16 protein-coding genes and 1 pseudogene are annotated in these 18,863 nt (G+C 71.0%); 5 read left to right on the forward strand and 12 right to left on the reverse strand.

The genetic code is table 11. The features are described 5' to 3' along the window. The 11 genes from CCN42_RS08630 to CCN42_RS08685 form a co-directional block, all read right to left on the reverse strand. A partial coding sequence (locus CCN42_RS08630; RefSeq protein ID WP_143661874.1) for an ABC transporter ATP-binding protein occupies nucleotides 1-685 on the reverse strand: 685 nt, incomplete at its 3' end. Continuing rightward, the gene (locus CCN42_RS08635) at nucleotides 682-1,761 is read right to left on the reverse strand and encodes an energy-coupling factor transporter transmembrane component T (RefSeq protein ID WP_086734291.1); all 1,080 of its coding nucleotides are present in this window, start codon (nucleotides 1,759-1,761) and stop codon (nucleotides 682-684) included. The genes CCN42_RS08635 and CCN42_RS08630, both read right to left, overlap by 4 nt. Before the next feature lie 12 nt (nucleotides 1,762-1,773). Next, the gene (locus CCN42_RS08640; protein WP_107427560.1) at nucleotides 1,774-2,433 is read right to left on the reverse strand and encodes an SCO2322 family protein; all 660 of its coding nucleotides are present in this window, start codon (nucleotides 2,431-2,433) and stop codon (nucleotides 1,774-1,776) included. Next, on the reverse strand, nucleotides 2,430-3,665 hold the full coding sequence (locus CCN42_RS08645; RefSeq protein WP_086734293.1) for an SCO2321 family membrane protein: 1,236 nt from the start codon (nucleotides 3,663-3,665) through the stop codon (nucleotides 2,430-2,432). The genes CCN42_RS08640 and CCN42_RS08645 overlap by 4 nt, the downstream gene beginning before the upstream one ends. A gap of 330 nt (nucleotides 3,666-3,995) precedes the next feature. Then, the gene (locus tag CCN42_RS45605; RefSeq protein WP_281259481.1) at nucleotides 3,996-4,616 is read right to left on the reverse strand and encodes a contact-dependent growth inhibition system immunity protein; all 621 of its coding nucleotides are present in this window, start codon (nucleotides 4,614-4,616) and stop codon (nucleotides 3,996-3,998) included. 775 nt (nucleotides 4,617-5,391) lie between these two features. Further along, on the reverse strand, nucleotides 5,392-6,159 hold the full coding sequence (locus CCN42_RS08660) for a colicin immunity domain-containing protein (RefSeq protein ID WP_107427561.1): 768 nt from the start codon (nucleotides 6,157-6,159) through the stop codon (nucleotides 5,392-5,394). 35 nt (nucleotides 6,160-6,194) lie between these two features. Continuing rightward, the gene (locus CCN42_RS08665) at nucleotides 6,195-10,850 is read right to left on the reverse strand and encodes a putative T7SS-secreted protein (protein ID WP_086734297.1); all 4,656 of its coding nucleotides are present in this window, start codon (nucleotides 10,848-10,850) and stop codon (nucleotides 6,195-6,197) included. Further along, entirely contained in the window at nucleotides 10,850-11,509 is a 660-nt protein-coding gene (locus CCN42_RS08670) for a hypothetical protein (RefSeq protein WP_086734299.1), read from the reverse strand. The genes CCN42_RS08665 and CCN42_RS08670 overlap by 1 nt, the downstream gene beginning before the upstream one ends. Continuing rightward, entirely contained in the window at nucleotides 11,506-12,105 is a 600-nt protein-coding gene (locus CCN42_RS08675; RefSeq protein WP_245877200.1) for a hypothetical protein, read from the reverse strand. Before CCN42_RS08675 ends, CCN42_RS08670 begins: the two co-directional genes overlap by 4 nt. Before the next feature lie 97 nt (nucleotides 12,106-12,202). Beyond that, nucleotides 12,203-12,643: a PH domain-containing protein gene (locus CCN42_RS08680; protein ID WP_086734302.1), complete on the reverse strand. Its 441-nt coding sequence runs from the start codon at nucleotides 12,641-12,643 to the stop codon at nucleotides 12,203-12,205. After that, nucleotides 12,640-13,260 (reverse strand): TetR family transcriptional regulator, encoded by a 621-nt coding sequence (locus CCN42_RS08685; RefSeq protein ID WP_086734304.1) that lies wholly within the window; start codon nucleotides 13,258-13,260, stop codon nucleotides 12,640-12,642. Before CCN42_RS08685 ends, CCN42_RS08680 begins: the two co-directional genes overlap by 4 nt. Nucleotides 13,261-13,479: 219 nt before the next feature. On the opposite strand from CCN42_RS08685, the gene CCN42_RS08690 reads away from it, so the two are divergent. From CCN42_RS08690 to CCN42_RS08700, 3 genes are read left to right on the forward strand one after another with little or no spacing between them, the layout of a single operon-like run. Further along, the gene (locus CCN42_RS08690) at nucleotides 13,480-14,904 is read left to right on the forward strand and encodes a glycosyltransferase family 4 protein (protein ID WP_086734306.1); all 1,425 of its coding nucleotides are present in this window, start codon (nucleotides 13,480-13,482) and stop codon (nucleotides 14,902-14,904) included. Then, nucleotides 14,898-15,647 (forward strand): class I SAM-dependent methyltransferase, encoded by a 750-nt coding sequence (locus CCN42_RS08695; protein WP_086171765.1) that lies wholly within the window; start codon nucleotides 14,898-14,900, stop codon nucleotides 15,645-15,647. The genes CCN42_RS08690 and CCN42_RS08695 overlap by 7 nt, the downstream gene beginning before the upstream one ends. Then, nucleotides 15,644-16,720 (forward strand): prenyltransferase/squalene oxidase repeat-containing protein, encoded by a 1,077-nt coding sequence (locus CCN42_RS08700; RefSeq protein WP_086734307.1) that lies wholly within the window; start codon nucleotides 15,644-15,646, stop codon nucleotides 16,718-16,720. Before CCN42_RS08695 ends, CCN42_RS08700 begins: the two co-directional genes overlap by 4 nt. 25 nt (nucleotides 16,721-16,745) lie before the next feature. On the opposite strand, the gene CCN42_RS08705 is transcribed toward CCN42_RS08700, so the two are convergent. Then, nucleotides 16,746-17,033, reverse strand: a complete 288-nt coding sequence (locus tag CCN42_RS08705) for a hypothetical protein (RefSeq protein WP_086171763.1) — start codon at nucleotides 17,031-17,033, stop codon at nucleotides 16,746-16,748. A gap of 163 nt (nucleotides 17,034-17,196) precedes the next feature. On the opposite strand from CCN42_RS08705, the gene CCN42_RS08710 reads away from it, so the two are divergent. Then, complete coding sequence (locus tag CCN42_RS08710; protein ID WP_245877201.1) at nucleotides 17,197-18,537, forward strand: hypothetical protein; 1,341 nt, start codon at nucleotides 17,197-17,199, stop codon at nucleotides 18,535-18,537. Further along, a pseudogene (locus CCN42_RS08715) lies at nucleotides 18,534-18,863 on the forward strand (hypothetical protein); the annotation flags it as partial. The gene CCN42_RS08710 and the pseudogene CCN42_RS08715, both read left to right, overlap by 4 nt.

Here is an 18,863-nt window from a genome sequence, read left to right on the forward strand (position 1 = left end):
CCCCCGGCGCCCCGCCCGTGCTCGGGGCGCCGGGGGAGGGCAGGAGCAGCACCTGGTCGGCGTACTGGACGACGCGTTCCAGCCGGTGCTCGGCCATCAGCACGGTCGTCCCCAGGTCGTGGACGAGCCGCTGGAGGACGGCCAGGACCTCCTCGGCGGCGGCCGGGTCCAGGGCCGAGGTCGGCTCGTCGAGGACCAGCACGCTCGGGTGCGGGGTGAGCACCGAACCGATCGCCACCCGCTGCTGCTGGCCGCCGGAGAGCGTGGCGATCGGCCGGTCCCGCAGGGCGGCGAGCCCCAGCAGGTCCAGCGTCTCCTCCACCCGGCGGCGCATCACCTCCGGCGGCAGGCCCAGCGACTCCATGCCGTAGGCGAGTTCGTCCTCCACCGTGTCCGTGACGAAGTGGGACAGCGGATCCTGGCCCACCGTGCCCACCACGTCCGCGAGTTCACGCGGCTTGTGGGTGCGGGTGTCGCGGCCGGCGACCGTGACCCGGCCGCGCAGGGTACCGCCGGTGAAGTGCGGGACCAGCCCGCTCACGGCGTTCAGGATCGTCGACTTGCCGACACCGGACGGGCCGACGAGCAGGACCAGTTCGCCCTCCGGGACCTCGAAGTCCACGGCGTGGACGGTGGGTTCCTCGGCCCCGTCATACGTCACGGAGACGTCTTCGAAGCGGATCACGACGGCTCCTTCTCATGGCCCGGCGGCGGTGTGACGAACGCCGGGAGCAGGCCGAGCAGTACGGCCGCGGCGGGCCACACGGGAAGGCTCGGGGCGGTCAGCGGGACGACACCCGGATGCAGGGCCGCCGGGTCGGCCGACGCGGCCAGGAAGAGGGCCGCGGCGACCGCGGCACCGGACCCGGAGACCAGCCAGGCCCGCGGGCCCCACGGGTCCGGGCGGTACCGGGTGCGCGGCGAACGGCGACCGCCCAGCCACAGCCCGGCCAGCGCGGCACCGACCCCTGCCAGCAGCACCGGCACGCCGTACGTGCCGCCGTCCGCGGTGAGCAGCCCGTACGTCCCCGCACACACCCCGAGCAGCCCGAAGAGCGTGAGCGCGGCGGTCGTACGGCGGACGGCGGGCGGCACCAGGGCCGTACGGCCGTAGCCCCGCGAGTCCATCGCGGCGGCGAGCGCCACCGAACGCTCCAGCGCACCCTCCAGCACCGGAAGACCCACCTGGAGCAGGCCCCTCAGCCCCTTGTCCGGGCGTCCGCGCAGCCGGCGGGCCGCGCGCAGCCGCTGCACGTCCGCGATCAGACTCGGCGCGAAGGTGAGCGCCACGACCACCGCGACACCCATCTCGTACAGCGCGCCCGGCAGCGACTTCAGCAACCGGGACGGACTCGCCAGCGCGTTCGCCGCACCCACACAGATCAGCAGCGCGGCCAGCTTCAATCCGTCGTAGAAGGCCCTCACCAGCACCTCCGCCGTCACCTCACCACCCAGCCGGATGCCCTGCGCCCACGCGGGGAGCGGAACCTCGGGGAGGGTGACGAGCGTGTGCTCACCGGGGATCGGTGAGCCGAACACCACCGCGAACACCAGCCGGATCAGCAGCACGGCGAGACCCAGCTTGAGGAAGGCACCGTAGGACCGGGCCCACGGCGCGTCCGGGCGGCGGGCCGCCACGACGTACGCCGAGACCGCGACGAGCAGCGCGAGGAGCAGCGGATTGGTGGTGCGGGTGGCCGCGATCCCCAGCGAGAGGGACCACAGCCACCAGGCACCCGGGTGCAGCGACCGGTCAGTCATGCCCGTGTCGTCTCAGTCGCGCCTGCGTCGTCGCGTCTGCCAGACCGCCGCCGCACCGAGGACCGCCACCGCCGCACCACCCGCGAGCAACCCGAGGGAGGGACCCCCGTCGTCCTCGCCGCCGGCCGTCTTCTCGGCTGCGGCGTCCTGCTTCCCGTCCCCGCTCACCTGCTCACCGCACCCCTTCTCCGGGTAGCCGGAGATGGCGCACAGCAGGGCGTTGGTGTCGTAGCGCAGCGGCTTGGCGACGGCGGCCAGCGCCTCCGCGGTCGTCGCGTCCGGGGCCACGCTCGCGCAGGCCGTCCGGCGGGCGGGCGGCGTCTCCCCGGACGGGGCGTCCGCCGCCGTACCGAAGTCGAGGACCAGCGCCACCCGCTTCCTGTCGTCCCGCGCGGGCGTACGGCCGCAGATCACGTCGAAGTCCGCCGCGCCGCGCGGCTGGGCCGCGTCCTGCGAGTTGGCGCTGACCGCGAACCGGAAGCCCTGGACGTCGCCGTCGGACGGCCGGGCCGTGGCCGGGCCCTGCGTGGCGTACGCCCAGCGGTCGCCGTCGCGGTCCCAGAAGGACCAGTAGCGGTAACCGGCGGCCTGCGCCGGACCAGTGCCCAGCGACAGGAACAGCACGGCCGGCAGCAGGGCCGACAACAGGGTTGCGGCACGGCGGACCCTCACGCCTGCCGCCCTTTCTTGCGGCCGCTCAGCAGAAAGCCGATGCCGATACCGCCGACGAACAGGGCGCCGATGACCCACCACATGGCGTTGTCGTCGTCGCCCGCGTCCGCCTTGTCGGCCGCCTCGTCCTGCTTGCTCTCGTCCTTGCCGGCGGCCTGGGGAGCCGGGCCGGTGGCGTTGAGCTGCTCGACCAGGTCGGTGCCGCCGAAGTCGCGCGGATCGGTGCCGGTGGCGAGGGCGGCGAAGATCAACTGGGCGTAGGCGGCGGGGCCGCTCTGCTTCGCCCAGCCGGCCGAGTTCTCCTCCAGCCACTTCAGCGGCTTCGCGGCCCGCTCGGCACCGCCCTGCGCGGCGAGCGCGACGACCGCGTCGGCGGTGTTGCCGAAGTCGGGCTGGTCCTCGGCGCCAGGGAGGGCGGAGACGAGGTGGCCGTCCTTCGCGACGGCGCCCGCGAGGTAGGCGGCGCCGTTGGCGGCGGCCTGCTCCGGGGTCTTGGCGTCGGCGCACTTCGACGCGGCGGCCTTCTCGCCGGCCTCGGCGTCGAGTCCCTTGCCGAGGGCGCCCAGCACACCGGCGGCCGTGGCGTCCGCGTTGGCGGCCAGCTTGCCCTTCTTGTCCGGCTGGTAGGCGAAGGCGCCGCCGTCCTTCCCGTCGCAGGGGAGGGCGAGGCCGAGCAGGGCGTCGAACGGCGACTTGCCGCCCTTCCTCACCTCGGCGGGCTTCTCCCCGACGGCGGCGAGCGCCCCGATCACGATGGACGTCGAGTTGGCGTCACTGGGCGACCCGGCGCCGAAGCCCCAGCCGCCGTCCTTGTTCTGCACCGACTTCAGCCAGCCGACCGCCTTGCCGGTCACCGCGTCGTGGCCGCCGAGCGCGGCGAGCGCCTGGACCGCGGCGGAGGTGGCGTTGGTGTCGAGCATGGTCTTGGCGTCACACGCCGTGGCGGTGTCCGCGCGGAAGGAGGCGAACGCGCCGTTCGCGCACTGCTGCCCGGTCAGCCAGTCCACGGCCTGCCCGGCGGGCCGCACCCCCACGGCGTCCTGCGCGAGCAGCGCCAGCGACTGCCGCCACACGCCGTCGTAGGTCGGGTCGCCCGAGCCGTACAGGCCGGACGGTATCGCCACGGACGGGGTGGCGGACGGGGACGGATCGGCGGCCTGGGCGACCGGGGTCGCGACGACACCGATCACTGCGGCGGCGGCCAGGGCCGCGGCGCTGCGGCGGAAGTTCATGATCGGCGGATGCCCTCTCCTGCGGGGAGCCGGGCAGCGCGGGAGACCCCGGGCGGCCCGGCTCCGTAAACCTCGACGGTGCTGAGCCGTTCCACGTCCGCACGGGGCGATCCGGCTCGCCGGTCCTGTTCCTGGACCGGCTCACGGATAGGGGTCTCCCCTGTTCGAGCGAAGTCGAGAACTCGGGGACGGGTCAGCGCCGGATTTGCACCGGCTTTCCCCCGTACGGGTGTGATACGACGCGGCCACTTTACCGGGCGGTTCGGAAGGTGACTTCGAGTGGTACGTCACGTACGAGGTGCGAGCGGGCGCCCTGCCCGGACAACCCCTTCACAGCAGGCCGGTCACGGCGGCGTGGAACTCGTCCACTTCTCGCTGGATGTAAGGGGACAGGTCGGTCAGCATCCCGACGGTCTGGTTCAGATGGCGAGCCCACGCGGACGACTCCCTCCACACCGGCGCCTTCCTCGTGAGGACCGCCGACAGAAGATCGTCGTCGTACCAGCCGGTCAGGGCCGCTTCCGGAGCGGTCTCCCTCAGGAAGTCCAGCGCCACGGGAAGGAGCCACGGAAGACCCACGTCCTGCCCGATGAGGTGACGCACTGTCAGAACGCAAAGGCGGCCATCTCGCTTTCTCCAGCTCCTCGATCGACTTGCCCTTGTCGAAGAAATCAGCACCTCCCCACGTGCGAGGCCGATCGAGTGCAGAGATGGGCGTCGGTCCACGCGACGCGACAGCCGGTCGCCGGGGCACGAACCGAAGTACGCCTGCAACGCCTCCCTCTCACTCAGACCCACAGGCACGGAACCGGCGAAGCACCTCGCGGGCCGCGGGACTCTCCCCGTCGAAGGCCTGACTCCGCCGATCGCCGGCGACGTCCGGTCCCCAGACACGGGCACCGTGACAACGGAAGCAGAAGGCGATCTCGAACAACGGGCCGGTGGGGCCATGGGCACGGATACCCCAGCCGGGGAGGAAACAGCGGTGCCGCTCGCCGGCCGGCAGCGCCGCGATCAGCTCGAAGACCTCTCGCGCCTCGCCCCCGTCCGGCCGACCGTCTCACCCTCCTAGCTTCGCGATGTCAGATGCCGCGCGGTATCAGTGATCCGGACGACCTCGATCAGTTCGGCTTCGCGATGGGCGAGGGGGGCAGCATGCTCCCAGCATCGCCGACCCCGACACCGTCGACGGAGCCGGGATCGCGCATATGGTGAACCGGTATGTGGCTACGCCATGAACTCCTACAAGGTGCACTACGCGTGCGTCGGGTGCCGCGTCAGCTTCAAACGGCACGCGGAGCCGGGCCGGGACCCCACATGCCCGAACTGCGGTGCCCCCCTGCTCTGCGCCGGGCCACGACTTCGCCCCGCCGCCGGGGCGTGACGTGCGCGCTGGTCCGTGGTGGCGGCGGTCCTTGCGGATGCGGCGGATCACGGCGGCCCGGCCGGGACTGCCACTGCCGGAAGGACTGTCCCGGCCGGGCCCTCAGACGCCCAGCAGGGTCACGGCATCCGCGCGGCAGAGTTCAGTACGAGACCTTCACCGCTCGGCGTGGAACTGGGTCTCCAGGGCCGAGTGCTCGCGAGGGCGGATGCGTGCATGTACCGTCTCTGACCACCACCCAGCCGACCTCATGGCTTTTCACGGAGGTCGGGAGGATGAGGGACCCGCCATTGCCGCCGTAGAGGTCACCTCTTACCCTCCTTGGACGGCTCCTCAAGAGGTTCATCCGTTGTGCTCGGTTTCAGTTTGCCGATACACATCCCAGATCTCAGTCACTGTAGTCAGAAGTTCCGAGTCGGAAAGATCGCCGGGTTCCCTGAATTCGGGATCGACAGAGTAGTCCTCCAAGATCATGAAAATCCGGTCGAAGAGGCTGGCGAGCGGGTCTTTGATTCTTTCGCCGTTCGCCTGGGATGCGCGTCGTGCGTCCCACCAGGCCTGCGCGAATTCGGGCCCGCTGCGGGTGCCGCCCATGAACTCGTGCAACAGTGTGAGCTGGCGTGCTGCCGCGCTGGCCGGTTCCACATCGCTGGGTCGCGACCAGGCGCGGTGTGCGGGCGGGTACGCGGCGGCGACAGATGTCAGCACCGGGTGTTGCGCCGAGAGTGTGCGTGCGTAACGCCCGAAGCGCGCGCGTGCCGTGTCGACGCCCTCGCCGACGGCTGAGGCCATGAAGGGCGCGGTGCCCGCGATGAGTGCGTAACCCGTCTCCGGAAACAGGACCGCGCCTTGCAGGTCGGGCGTCCAGAGCAGCGCAGGCGGACGGATTCCCGTACTGCCGGTGTCGGAGGTGATGCGCGATGCAGTGGTGGTCGCGCCGACGCCGTCGGTGATATCCGCGCACAGCAGGTCAGCGGCGTCGACAGCGCGGCAACCAGCCGCGATTCGGCGTGTCAGCGGCACGTCGATCTGTGATCCCGCAGGGACAGGAGCCACCGTCTTGCCTTGCAGCCAGGCGGGGGCGAAGCAGGTACCGCCCGCGTCGACCATGAGAGTGAGGTTTACTTCTTCGTGTCCTGAACGCGTCACCACAGAAACCCTTTGTCGATGATTCCCTGGAACTGTTTGTCTCCCAGTTTCCAGGCCGACCAGAACCTACCATCGGCGTGCAGCATTACCATTTTTTGCGATGCCGGATCGATGAACCCGACAGCCGGCCCCTGGTTTCTGTAGTCGAAGCGGTAGATCTTCGTTCCATCCGCGGTCATATGTTCCCGCATAGCCTCTTCGAACCGCTGCAAGTTGGCCTTGTTGAGGTTTCCCGGGCTGTCGAGGAAATCTCCCGCGTGTGCGTGGAACTTCTTGCTCATCACCTTCTGGCTCGAGAAGTCGGCCTTCTGCTCCCACGCACCCCGCGGACAGGGAGCGAGCCCCAGCGGATCGGTCCAAACGTGAGGATTGTGGACGTACGAGGTCGGGTTGGGTGCCGGGGCGAGACCGAGCGGGTCCAGGGTCAGGTAACGGGCGGTCTCGGGGTCGTAGTGACGGAAGTAGTTGTAGTGGAGGCCCGTCTCCGCGTCGTAGTACTGACCGGGGAAACGCAGCGGTGTGTACGTGGTGCTGTCTTTGGCCCAAGTGGTGGTGCCCCACAGCGTCGTTCTGGTACGCCAAGCGATACGACCGTGTTCGTCGACGAGTTCGCTGGGGGTGCCGACCAGGTCCGTGACGATGGCGTAGAAGCGGGCGTCGATCACCGTTTGGGGGATCTCGGCGTCCAACAGACGTTCGGTCTGCGCGATGGGGTGTCGGCCTTCGTGGTCCCAGGTTAGGGTGACCGGGCGTGGAAGCTCCGCGGATGTCGTCGTCTGCTCGCACAGAGTGGTGCCGTCCCAGGTGAAATCCACTCGCTCGACGACGGATTCGCCGTCATCGGCCATGCGGATTTTGGCGGTGCGGCGGCCCAGTGGATCGTAGGTGTAGTTCCAACGGGTGCCATCAGGGGTGACGACCGACGTCAGGCGATCCTCGACGTCCCATTCGTAGTGCCAAGTGTCCGGCTTGCGAGACAGACGGGTCCGCTGACGCAAAGTGATGCGACCCAGTGCGTCGTAAACGTTGCGGACCTTGCCCGCGCGGGTGAGGAGGGTGCCCGTGTACTCGCGAGCGCCCGTCGCCTCGTGGCCCGCGTGGGACTCCGGCCACGAAGCCTGTACCTGGTTGCCCGCCGCGTCGTAGGCGTAGGTCTCGCTCCAGCCGGCCGCGTGCACCGCGGTGACCCGGCCCACCGCGTCCAGGTCGAAGCGGCGTGTGCCGGAGAGCTGGTCGTCCACGCCGATCAGATTGCCGTCGGCACGGTAGGTGTACGAGCGGTGCTGAACCCGCCGCCCGCCCGCGCCCGTCACCGACTGGACCGTGAGGCGGCCCTGGGGGTCGAAGGTGTGCTGGAGGGTGACGGTTTCACCGATCCGGCGGACCAACTCGCGGCCTGCCTCGTCGTACGTGAAGTCGATGACGTGGCCCGAGGCCACAAGGCCGGTCGTGCGCCCGGCCGCGTCGTAGGACCACGTCGTCGTCGCACCGGTCGGCGTCGTCCGGCCGGTGCGGCGTCCCACAGCGTCGTACGTGTAGGTCAGCTCGCGGCCGTTGACGGTCTCCGAGCGCACCCGGCCGTACTGGTCACGCAGGATCGTCAGGGTCGTGCCGTCCGGCCCCGTGGCGTGCGCCAGTTGGTCGGTCAGGTCGTACGCGTACGTCGTGACCTGTCCGGCGGCGTCCTTGCGGATCACCTGGCCCAGTTCGTCGCGCTCGAAGGTGACCGTCTGTCCCAGCGCGTTGGTGCGGGTGGCCAGGCGCCCCGCCGCGTCATAGCCGTACGTCAGCGCGCGGTCGTCGAAGTCCGTCTCCACCGACAGCCGTCCGGCGGGATCGTAGGCGTAACGCCATGCCAGCCCCTGCGGATTGGTTACCTTGGTCAGCCGCAGCTCGGTGTCGTGCTCGAACTCGTAGCGCACTCCGTCCGGGCCGGTGCGAGCGGTCAGCAGGTCGAAGTGCGTGTACTCGAAGCGACTCACACCACCGAGCGGGTCGGTGTGGCTGGTGCAGTTGCCCTCGCCGTCGTACGTCCAGGACTCACTCGATCCGTCCGCGGTGGTACGCCGGGCCAGACGGCCCTCCACGGTCCACTCCAGGTGAGTGGCCGAGCCGGCCGCGTCCGTGATCGCTGTGGGGCGGCCGAAGGCGTCGCGTCGGTAGCGGGTCACGGCACCGAGCGGGTCCGTGACCTCCAGCGGCAGTCCGGCTCGGTCGGTCACGACGACCGTCGTGTGGCCCAGTGGGTCGGTCACCGACGCCGGGTGACCAGCTTCGTCGTAGCCGAAGTGGGTCGTCCGGCCCGCCGGGTCCGTCACCGACGTGCGGTTGCCCCGCTCGTCGAACGTCTGGCGGAGGATCGTGCCGTCCGGGTTCACCACCTTCACCGGCAGGCCCAGGTCGTTGCACTCCGCCCTGGACTCGCGGCCGTCCGGGCGGACGACCTTGGTGAGGTTGCCCTTGTCGTCGTACTCGAAGGTCGTGGTGTGGCCAAGCGGGTCCGTGCGGGACAGGAGCCGGTTGTAGCGGTCCCGCTGATAGCGGGTGACCGCGCCGAGAGGGTTGGTCTCGGCGATGACCTGGCAGTGGCGGTTGATCAGGTAGCGGGTGGTGTGACCGAGGGAGTCGGTGATGGATGTGGTGGACTCCCCGGTCGCCAAGTCCGGCGGGCCGTAGGTGAAGGTGGAGCGCAGGTGCCCCGCCGCGCCGGACTGTTCGGTGCAGCGGTCCCGGTCGTCGTAGACGTAGGTGAAGTGGCTGTCGTTGGTGTCGGTCCAGGACGTGATGCGCCCGAGATCGTCGTAGCCGAAGCGGGTCGGGCGGCCGGAGGAGTTCACCACCTCGGTGAGGTGGCCGTCCGTGTAGCCGTACCGCAGCAGTTCCTGGTCGGTGCCGTCCGGGGCCGCGCCTGCCAGGCGGAGCGCGGTGATCCGGCCCTCGGCGGTCGACAGGAGCAGGCGGTAGCCGCCGCTGTGGGTGATCGAGAGCGGTGTGCCGTCGGCGTCGTACCCGAAGGCGATCCAGTTGCCGTTGCGGTCGTCGATCTGCTCCAGGACCGCCAGGTCGGCCGTGCGGTCGGTGAAGTGGCGCACCTGACCCGCCTCCGGGTCGGTGAGCGTGTAACCGTCGTCCGTGCGGTCCAGCGGCCAGCGCGGGCCGTGCGCGGGCAGGGTGGGGACGCCGGGGGCGGGATGCGGGTACGCGAGGACCAGGCCGTCCTCGCCGACGAGGACGACACCCTCGGCGTCGATCTCCAGGCGCTGGTCCAGGGTCGAGGACCAGGTCGGGCCGAACCAGCCACCCAGGCGGTACGACGACTCGAACTGGCGGCGGAGGACGAGCGGCAGCCGGCCCGGCAGCGAGACGTCCGTCTGCGGCAGGACCATGCGGCCGGTCGCGACGTCGACCGGGTCCTTCTCGCACACCTTCTCGTTCGGCCGCCGCGACACGTCGTCCGCGCTGTTCTCCACCGTGTTCCGCGCGCCCTTGCTCAGCCCCTGCTCCGCGCCCTCCTTCAGGGCGAAGCGGGTGCCGGTGCGGGCCAGGCCGGCGCCCTTGGTGCCGATCAGCTCGGGGATGAGGCGGCCGACGAACTCCGACGGGTCCTTCTTGAAGCCGTCGACCACGGCCTGCACGGTCCGCTCGGGGTGGGCGGCGGTGGAGACCAGGCCGGACAGCGTCATGCTGACGTTCTGGAGGTACGCGGCCGGGTGCGTGAGGTTGTACGGGTCCAAGGGGTTCAGACCGCGGACGAAGTTGACCAGGCCGGCCGTGCCCTTGAGGGCGCCGCCCACGACATGGGTCAGCTCGGTGTTCACCGCCTGGAAGCCGTCGGTCAGGTTGTTGCCCAGGCGGTCCAGCGGCGGCGGCTCGGCGGGCGCGTGCGCGAGGGCGGCCTTCACCTTCGACTGCGCCTGCGAGGCGGCGGTGTTTCGCTGCTTGCGGGCCTCGGCGAGCTTGTCGTGGGCGGCGTCGATGTCCGCCTTGCCGGGGTCGGTGAAGGGCGGGGGCTTGGGACCGGGGTCCTCGTTCGCCTTGATCCTCGCGTTGTAGGCGTCGACCTTCTTGTTGTACGCGTCGACCGCGTCCTGTGACGCCTTGCGGCCCTTCTTGTACAGCTCGACGGCCTCCGCCGCCTGCCCCTGCGCCCACTTCACCGTGTCCGCGTACGACTCCAGGGCCTCGGCGGCCGTCTTGCACGCGTCCGCCGCCTGCGTCCACTTCTCCGGGTGCACGCCGAACTTCTCGCGGAAGGTGTCGCCGCCCTCGCCCTTCCAGCCTGACGAGTCGACCTTGCGCATCCCCTGGCCGACCTTGTCGAAGGCGCCGTGGAAGTCCTTCAGGTGCTTGGCGCTCTCGCGGATCTTCGTAGGGTTGCCGTGGACCAGCTCGTTCGCTTCCTCGGTCTCCCCGAGCTGCCGCTCGCCGGGGGTCGCGCCGAGATCCGAGGCGACCTCGTCACCCCAGTCCTCCACCGCGTCGGCGGCATCCTCCAGGCCGACGTGGTCCAGGCCGTCGCCGACCTTGTCGGTGGCGTAGTCGATGCCCTCGCCGAGTTTCTTCTTGCCCTCGTCGATCAGGTCCTCGCCGATCGCGAGGCCCTTGTTGATGCCGCCCTTGATGCCGTCGCCGATGTCTCCGAGGATGCCCATCAGTTCTCACCCCCGCCCTGCTGCTCGGCGGCCTGCGCGCGCTCCTCGGGGGAGGGGCCGAACGTGTTGTCCAGCATCTGCTCGTACTCGGCGTCCGACACCCCGAACTGCGTGTGCATGTTCTGCGGGTTGAGGCCCATCGGGCCCAGCGTGTTCGAGGTCATCACGTCCCGGCCGGCGTCCATCCAGCCCTGCTTGCTGTTGGCCAGCGCCTGGTCGAAGGACTCCTTGCTGTAGTCCACGCCGCCGAACGCGCCCGAGGTGGCGATGTCGCCCCAGCCCTTGCCGGTGACCTCCTCCTCCGAGGCGTAGGGGTTGCCGATCGCCGCGTTGGTGACGACCTTGAACGTGCCCTCGACGTACTGCTCGGTCTCGTAGTACGTGCCCGCCGACAGGCCCGTCTTGACGGCGAACGCGTTGCCCTCGTTGATCAGCGAGCGCACACCCCACTCCCAGCGCTCGCAGAACGAGCCGAAGTCCGCCGTCAGCCCCTCGTGGCCCAACTCCAGGCCCGACAGCGCGATGTCGCCGAAGCCACGCCCGGCGCCGGCCATGCCGACCATGCCGAGCTCCTTCAGCTCGCCCAGCGCCGCCGTCAGGCCCTGCGCGACCAGGCCGAGCCCGTCGGCCTCGAGGTCCTTGCCGCCGCCGTTCGTCATGCCGTCCCCTCCTCGGCCGTCCGGTCCTCAGCCGCCCGCTCGGCATCCACCGCCACCTCGTCCGGCACGATCCCGCGCACCGGCGGGAACACCATGCCGTCCGGGCCGTCCGCGCAGTCCAGGGCGACCCCGCAGGGCACACCGGCGGCCGGGACCGCCACGTCGAGGAGCCGGGCACCGAGAATCTTCTGGTACGTCCACTCGCGGGCGTGTTCACCGCGTGCCTGGGCGTAACGGGCCAGGGCCTGCTCGTCGGAGAAGGCGAGGATGAAGCGGACGCCGTTGAAGTCCGCGGTGAGCAGCCCGCGTTCGCCGTGGGGTCCCGGCGCGTCACCCAGTGGAACGAGGACCGCGGTCCTGCGGAACTCGCCGAGCACGGCGGCGAAATGCCGTCGGCGGGCTACGGCTTCCGGCGCTTCCGGTGTCTCGGTGGCCGGATTCGCGACCGGTTCGGGTGCGGGACTCCCGTCCTGTGCGCCGTGCGCGTTCTCCGTATGCGGCTCCGCGGTCGGTTTCGTGGCCGCGACGGGTGGCACGTCGGCCATCTCCGCGTAATCGGCCAGCCGGGACCTCGGAATGCTGTGTTGCGGCGTCATGTCTGCACCGCCCCCGTGTTCAGACATGCCCCGAATCATCGCATCAGGGTGTGGCGCCCACTCGACCCCGCCGTCACACTTCAGCCACAGGCGCCCCTCAGCCGAACGTGTGCCGCACCACCCAGTAGTCGTACTCCTCCTCCGAAACCGCGCACAGCCGGCGCCCGTCGAGCGAGACGGTGATGAATTCCGGGGAGCCGGTGGCTTCGGCGATGCGGGAGGGGAGGTTGCCGGGGTTCGTGTCGCGGACGGGGACCCAGCCGGGGTCGGTGGCTTTGGAGTCGGGCGGGAGGATCAGGAACTCGGCCACCTCGCCCGGGGCGTAGAGGGAGGCGTCCGCGGCCTGGAGGTGCCAGGCGCGGTCCAGTTCGGCGGCGGCGTCGGGGGAGGCGAGGGGGATCGTGGCGGCCGGCCGGACCTCGTAGCCGGCGAAGGCGTGGATGGCGGCGAGGACGGGAGGCCCGCGGTGCGCCGCCGTGTCCTCCAGGACGTGGAGGCCGCAGCGCTCCAGGAGGTCCCGCCAGGCGGGGCGCGTCATCGGGGGGTCTCCGGGTCCGTCAGGTCGATCAGTCTGCACACCGTCTCGATGTCGACCTTCACCTGGGCGATGGAGGCCCGGCCGGAGAGCCAGGTGATGAGGGCCGAGTGCCAGGTGTGTTCGATGACGCGGACGGCGGAGAGCTGGGCGGGGGTGGGGTGTTCCCGGCCCATCGCGTCGAGGATGATCGCGGTGGTCTGGCGGGAGACCTGGTCGACCTCGGGGCTGACGCTGCGGTCGGCGAAGGTGAGGGCGCGGACCATGGCGTCGGCGAGGTGGGGCTCGCGTTGCAGGGCGCGGAAGGCGCGCATCAGGGTCTCGGCGACGCGTTCCCCCGGTGTCTCGCCCGCAGGGGGCCTCTTGCGGAGCGTGCCGTGCATGTGTTCGAGCTGGTCCTGCATGGTGGCGACCAAGAGGTGGATCTTGGAGGGGAAGTAGCGGTACAGCGTGCCGAGTGCCACCTGCGAGGACTCGGCGACCTCCCGCATCTGGACCGCGTCGAACCCGCCCCGGCCGGCCAGCTGCGCGCTCGCGCGCAGGATGCGGCGCCGGCGCGCCTCCTGCCGCTCGGTGAGGGGCGAGGCGGGGCGTGCGGTGGCGGCTTCCACCTTCTCCATGGGTCCCGTTCCGTGACAGTCCGTGAGGGTGTGCGATCACACAGCATGGCAGGGTTGGCGACCGGTGCGGGCCGTGGCGTGAATCACCTGATCCACTTCTCACAGCGCCGCTACCTGCCGGTAGATTCGGAGCCTCTTGAACGATCAAGTCTGAAACTTGTTCTAGGTTAGCGTCCCGGCATAATCTCGCGGGACAGTGCAGGGAGAAGGGGGCCCAGAGTGAGCGCTGAGGCCAGGGAGGCCGCGGCCTCGGAGGACCTCGCTGCCGACGGCTTGCGACCGCTCCGCATCGCACTCCTCACCTACAAGGGGAACCCGTTCTGCGGCGGTCAGGGCGTCTACGTCCGCCACCTCTCCCGCGAGCTGGCCCGCCTCGGTCACCACGTCGAGGTCATCGGCGCCCAGCCGTACCCGGTCCTCGACGAGGGGTACGACAACCTGCGCCTGACCGAGCTGCCCAGCCTCGACCTCTACCGGCAGCCCGACCCGTTCCGCACCCCCGGGCGCGACGAGTACCGGGACTGGATCGACGCCCTGGAAGTGGCGACGATGTGGACCGGCGGCTTTCCCGAGCCGCTGACCTTCTCGCTGCGCGCCCGCCGCAATCTGCGCGCCCGCCGCGGCGAGTTCGACGTGGTGCACGACAACCAGACGCTCGGCTACGGGCTGCTGGGCGATGTCGGCGCCCCGCTCGTCACCACGATCCACCACCCGATCACCGTCGACCGGCAGCTCGAACTGGACGCTGCGGAGGGCTGGCAGCGCAGGTACTCGGTGCGGCGCTGGTACGCGTTCACCCGGATGCAGAAGCGGGTCGCGCGCCGGCTGCCGTCCGTGCTGACCGTCTCCGGCACCTCGCGGCAGGAGATCGTCGACCATCTCGGCGTGCGCCAGGACCGTGTCCACGTCGTGCACATCGGCGCCGACACCGAGCTGTTCTCACCCGACCCGTCGGTGCCGCGGGTCCCGGGGCGGATCGTCACCACCTCCAGCGCGGACGTGCCGCTGAAGGGACTCGTCTTCCTCGTCGAGGCGCTCGCCAAGGTCCGTACGGAGCACCCGGGCGCCCACCTCGTCGTCGTCGGCAAGCGCCCCGCCGAGGGGCCGGTGGCGCAGGCGATCGAGCGGTACGGCCTCGAAGGCGCCGTCGAGTTCGTCAAGGGCATCTCCGACGCCGAACTGGTCGACCTCGTCCGCTCGGCCGAGGTCGCCTGCGTGCCGTCCCTCTACGAGGGCTTCTCGCTGCCGGCCGCCGAGGCCATGGCGACGGCGACGCCGCTGGTCGCGACGACGGGCGGGGCGATCCCCGAGGTCGCGGGCGCGGACGGCGAGACCTGCCTCGCGGTGCCCCCGGGCGACGCGGGCGCGCTGGCCGCCGCGCTGGTACGGCTGCTGGGGGACCCCGGGCTGCGGGTGCGGCTGGGCGCCGCCGGGCGGGAGCGGGTGCTGGCCAGGTTCACCTGGGCCCGCGCCGCCGAGGGCACCGTCGCCCACTACCGCGAGGCCGTCGCCCGCACGGCCGGCCGGGGCACGGGCCGCTCCGCGCCCCCGCTCGCGGACCGCTCCGCGGCCCCCGGTGAGACGTCCGCGTCCGCCGCAGTTGTCACCGCTGGATCCAACCCCGAAAGCAGGGCCACGTGCTGACCGTCGACTTCTCCCGGTTCCCGCTCGCCCCGGGCGACCGCGTCCTGGACCTCGGCTGCGGCGCCGGACGGCACGCGTTCGAGTGCTACCGGCGCGGCGCGCAGGTGGTCGCGCTGGATCAGAACGGCGAGGAGATCCGCGAGGTCGCGAAGTGGTTCGCGGCGATGAAGGAGGCCGGGGAGGCCCCCGAGGGCGCCACCGCGACCGCGATGGAGGGCGACGCGCTCGCGCTGCCGTTCCCCGACGAGTCCTTCGACGTCGTGATCATCTCCGAGGTGATGGAGCACATCCCGGACGACAAGGGTGTCCTCGCGGAGATGGTGCGGGTGCTGAAGCCGGGCGGCCGGATCGCGGTCACCGTGCCGCGCTACGGCCCGGAGAAGGTCTGCTGGGCCCTGTCCGACGCGTACCACGAGGTCGAGGGCGGCCACATCCGCATCTACAAGGCGGACGAGCTGATCGGCAAGATCAAGGAGGCCGGGCTCAGGCCGTACGGCAGCCACCACGCCCACGCCCTGCACTCCCCGTACTGGTGGCTGAAGTGCGCGTTCGGCGTCGACAACGACAAGGCGCTGCCGGTGCGGGCGTACCACAAGCTGCTGGTCTGGGACATCATGAAGAAGCCGCTCGCCACCCGGGTCGCCGAGCAGGCGCTGAACCCGCTGATCGGCAAGAGCTTCGTGGTCTACGCGACCAAGCCGCACCTGCCCCGCGTCCCGCAGACCGAGGCGGCCGCCCGGTGACGACCCCCCGCACGGAGCACCTGGTCCTGCCCGGCGTGCTCACCGCCGAGCAGGCCGCCGAGACCGTCCGCGGCATCCTCGCGGTGCAGCGCGAGGACGGGGCGATCCCGTGGTTCCGCGGGCACCACCTCGACCCCTGGGACCACGTCGAGGCCGCGATGGCGCTGGACGCGGCGGGCGAGCACGAGGCCGCCGAGCGGGCGTACCTGTGGCTGGCCCGGCATCAGAACCCGGACGGCTCCTGGTACGCGGCGTACGCCGACGGCGACCCGGAGGACGTCACCGACCGGAGCCGCGAGACCAACTTCGTCGCCTACATCGCCGTAGGGGTCTGGCACCACTACCTGTCCACCGGCGACGACACCTTCCTGGACCGCATGTGGCCGGTGGTGTACGCCGCCGTCGAGTTCGTGCTGCGGCTCCAGCAGCCCGGCGGGCAGATCGGCTGGAAGCGCGAGGACGACGGCACGCCCGTCACGGACGCGCTGCTCACCGGCAGCTCCTCCATCCACCACGCGCTGCGCTGCGCGCTCGCCGTCGCCGAGCAGCGCGAGGAGCCCCAGCCGGACTGGGAGCTGGCCGTGGGCATGCTGCGGCACGCCATACGCCGGCACCCGGAGCGGTTCCTGGACAAGGACCGCTACTCCATGGACTGGTACTACCCGGTGCTGGGCGGCGCGCTGACCGGCGCGGAGGCCAAGGCCCGCGTCGAGGAGGGCTGGGAGCGGTTCGTCGTGCCCGGCCTCGGCGTGCGGTGCGTGGTGCCGAACCCGTGGGTGACGGGCGGCGAGTCCGCCGAACTGGCCCTCGCCCTGTGGGCGACCGGCGAGTCCGACCGGGCCCTGGACATCCTCGCGTCCATCCAGCACCTGCGCGATCCGGAGACCGGCCTGTACTGGACGGGCTACGTCTTCGACGACGACGCCATCTGGCCCCGCGAACTGACCGCCTGGACGGCCGGCTCCCTGCTCCTCGCGGTCGCCGCCCTCGGCGGGCACGAGGCGACCTGCGCGGTCTTCGGCGGCGACCTGCTGCCGAGGGGCCTGGAGGAACCGGAGTGCTGCGAGACCTGACGGCGTGAGGTCCCGCAGCCGGGGATCAGTGGCGGTAGATGCGGTTCGCTATGCCGTGGCCCACGAAGAGGTAGACGACGGCGGCGAGACCGTAGCCGCAGACCACCCGCGCCCACGCCTCGTCGAACGTGAACAGGTCGTGTGACCAGCCCGCCAGCCAACGGGCCGCGTCGTGCACGAACTGCACGAAGTCGTTGCCGCGATTGGCGTCGAACAGGTACATCAGGATCCACAGTCCCAGGATGAGGGCCATGATGTCGGCCACGATCGCGATGGCCCGGCCTGCCTGGGTGGAGCGATATCGAGGGGACATACCCGCCGGGTTGCCGCTGCGCCCGGTTCGAAACCGTGTGCGGCCACCCGTGCGGCCCTCGCTGGGGTCATCCGGCGGGAATTTGCCCGGAGTTGATGCTTCCGTCTGCCGCCGTTCGCCGCCGTCCTCGATAATCCTGCCCCCTTGAGCGGCAGGAGGGCCGTTGTCCGACGACAGAACTCCCGACGGCACAACCCCCGACCGAATCCCCGGCGACAGAACCCCCGAGGGCGCGACACCCGCCATCGAGGAACCGCGGCTCACCACCCGGCGCACCGACCGCCGCCGCGTCCCCCGGCACGTCCTGGCCGTGCTGCCGTTCGCCGTCGCGGGACTGATCTCCCTGCTGCTGTCCGGCAACACCCTGCGGCCCCTGGAGCACATCACCACGATCGAGGCCCGCATGGCCTCCAAGTCCGACTACTTCAGAGACCCGGAAGTACAGAGGCTGTTGCTCCGGCACGGCATACGCGTCGACATCCACCGCCTCGGCTCCCGCGGCATCGCCACCCAGTCCCTGCGCGGCATGGACGTCGTCTTCCCGTCCGGCCAGCCCGCAGCCAAACTCGTCCTGGACCGCCAGGACCGCTCCGTGCGCTCCGTCCGCCCCTTCGTCAGCCCGCTGGTCCTCGGCACCTTCCGCGACTACGCCGACACCCTCGTCGAGGCGGGCGTCGCCACCCCGCAGCCCGCCCCGGGCGGCACCCTCTACTACGACCTCGACATGGTCCGCTTCATGCGCCTCCTCGACGGCGTCGACGACCCCCGGAACCCCAAGGACGGCACCGGCCGCACCGCCGACACCTGGAACGGCATCGGCTACGACGACATCAGCCGCGACGGCCGCAGCAACAGCGGCCGGGTCCTGGTGCGCACGTCCAACGTCTGCGAGTCCAACGCCGCCGGCACCTACCTCAGCCTCCTCGCCTTCGTCGCCAACGGGAACCGCACCCCCGGCACCCGCGCCGGGGGCGACACCCGGCTCGCCGCCGATGCCGTCCAGCGCCTGGCCGCGGAGATCAAACCCCTCATCGACCTCCAGGGCATGTGGGCCGACGAGCAGGCCGAGAGCTACTTCTCCGACCTCGGCGAGTCCATCGCGCCGATCTCCCTCATCTACGAGCACCAGTACCTGGCCCACCAGATCGCCCACCACGACCGCAACGGCGAGCAGGACACCAGCCGCGTCCTGCTCTACCCCACCCCCTACGCCCTCACGGAACCCCAGCTCATCTCCCTCACCGGCAAGGGCGACCGGCTCGTCGAGGTCATCCAGGAGGACGAGGACCTGCGCCGCCGGGCCATCGAACTCGGCTTCCGCGTCCGCTTCTCCGGCGCCGACGGCACCAGCGACCAGCTCAACGCCTACCTCGCCGGACACGCCATCCAGGTGCCGAGGGAGAACAGCGACCGGACCAAGGTCTACGAACCCGACCTGGAGATCCTGGAGGACATCATCGACCTCGTGGGCGACTGCCCGCCGCCCGTCCGGGACACGCCATGAGGGCCGCCGTCCGGGCCCTGCTCGGCCTCGCGCTGCTCGGCACCGCGCTCACCGCCTGCACCGGCGACGACGACCCCGTCACCCTGCGCGTCCTCGCCAGCCCCGAACTCGCCGACGTGGCACCCCTGCTGGCCGGCCTGGAGGACGACACCGGCGTCCGGCTGGACATCGACTACCGGGCCAACGCCGACCTCGACGGCCAGCATCCGGCCGAGAACGGCGGCGCCGCCTACGACCTCGCCTGGCTCGCCTCCGACCGCTCCTTCCAGCTGCGCGTCCGGGACTCCGACGGCCGGCTCACCCGCCCCGAATCCACCCCCGTCATG

Origin of the sequence: Streptomyces glaucescens (assembly GCF_002154375.1) — a bacterium.
GTDB lineage: Bacteria > Actinomycetota > Actinomycetes > Streptomycetales > Streptomycetaceae > Streptomyces > Streptomyces glaucescens.

Bases quoted from the DNA above. Each gene is read 5' to 3' on its own strand.
- CCN42_RS08635 (WP_086734291.1), bottom strand. From the start codon at position 1,761: ATGACTGACCGGTCGCTGCACCCGGGTGCCTGGTGGCTGTGGTCCCTC.
- CCN42_RS08645 (WP_086734293.1), bottom strand. From the start codon at position 3,665: ATGAACTTCCGCCGCAGCGCCGCGGCCCTGGCCGCCGCCGCAGTGATC.
- CCN42_RS45605 (WP_281259481.1), bottom strand. From the start codon at position 4,616: ATGGCCCCACCGGCCCGTTGTTCGAGATCGCCTTCTGCTTCCGTTGTC.
- CCN42_RS08660 (WP_107427561.1), bottom strand. From the start codon at position 6,159: ATGGTCGACGCGGGCGGTACCTGCTTCGCCCCCGCCTGGCTGCAAGGC.
- CCN42_RS08665 (WP_086734297.1), bottom strand. From the start codon at position 10,850: ATGGGCATCCTCGGAGACATCGGCGACGGCATCAAGGGCGGCATCAAC.
- CCN42_RS08670 (WP_086734299.1), bottom strand. From the start codon at position 11,509: ATGACGAACGGCGGCGGCAAGGACCTCGAGGCCGACGGGCTCGGCCTG.
- CCN42_RS08675 (WP_245877200.1), bottom strand. From the start codon at position 12,105: ATGACGCCGCAACACAGCATTCCGAGGTCCCGGCTGGCCGATTACGCG.
- CCN42_RS08680 (WP_086734302.1), bottom strand. From the start codon at position 12,643: ATGACGCGCCCCGCCTGGCGGGACCTCCTGGAGCGCTGCGGCCTCCAC.
- CCN42_RS08685 (WP_086734304.1), bottom strand. From the start codon at position 13,260: ATGGAGAAGGTGGAAGCCGCCACCGCACGCCCCGCCTCGCCCCTCACC.
- CCN42_RS08705 (WP_086171763.1), bottom strand. From the start codon at position 17,033: ATGTCCCCTCGATATCGCTCCACCCAGGCAGGCCGGGCCATCGCGATC.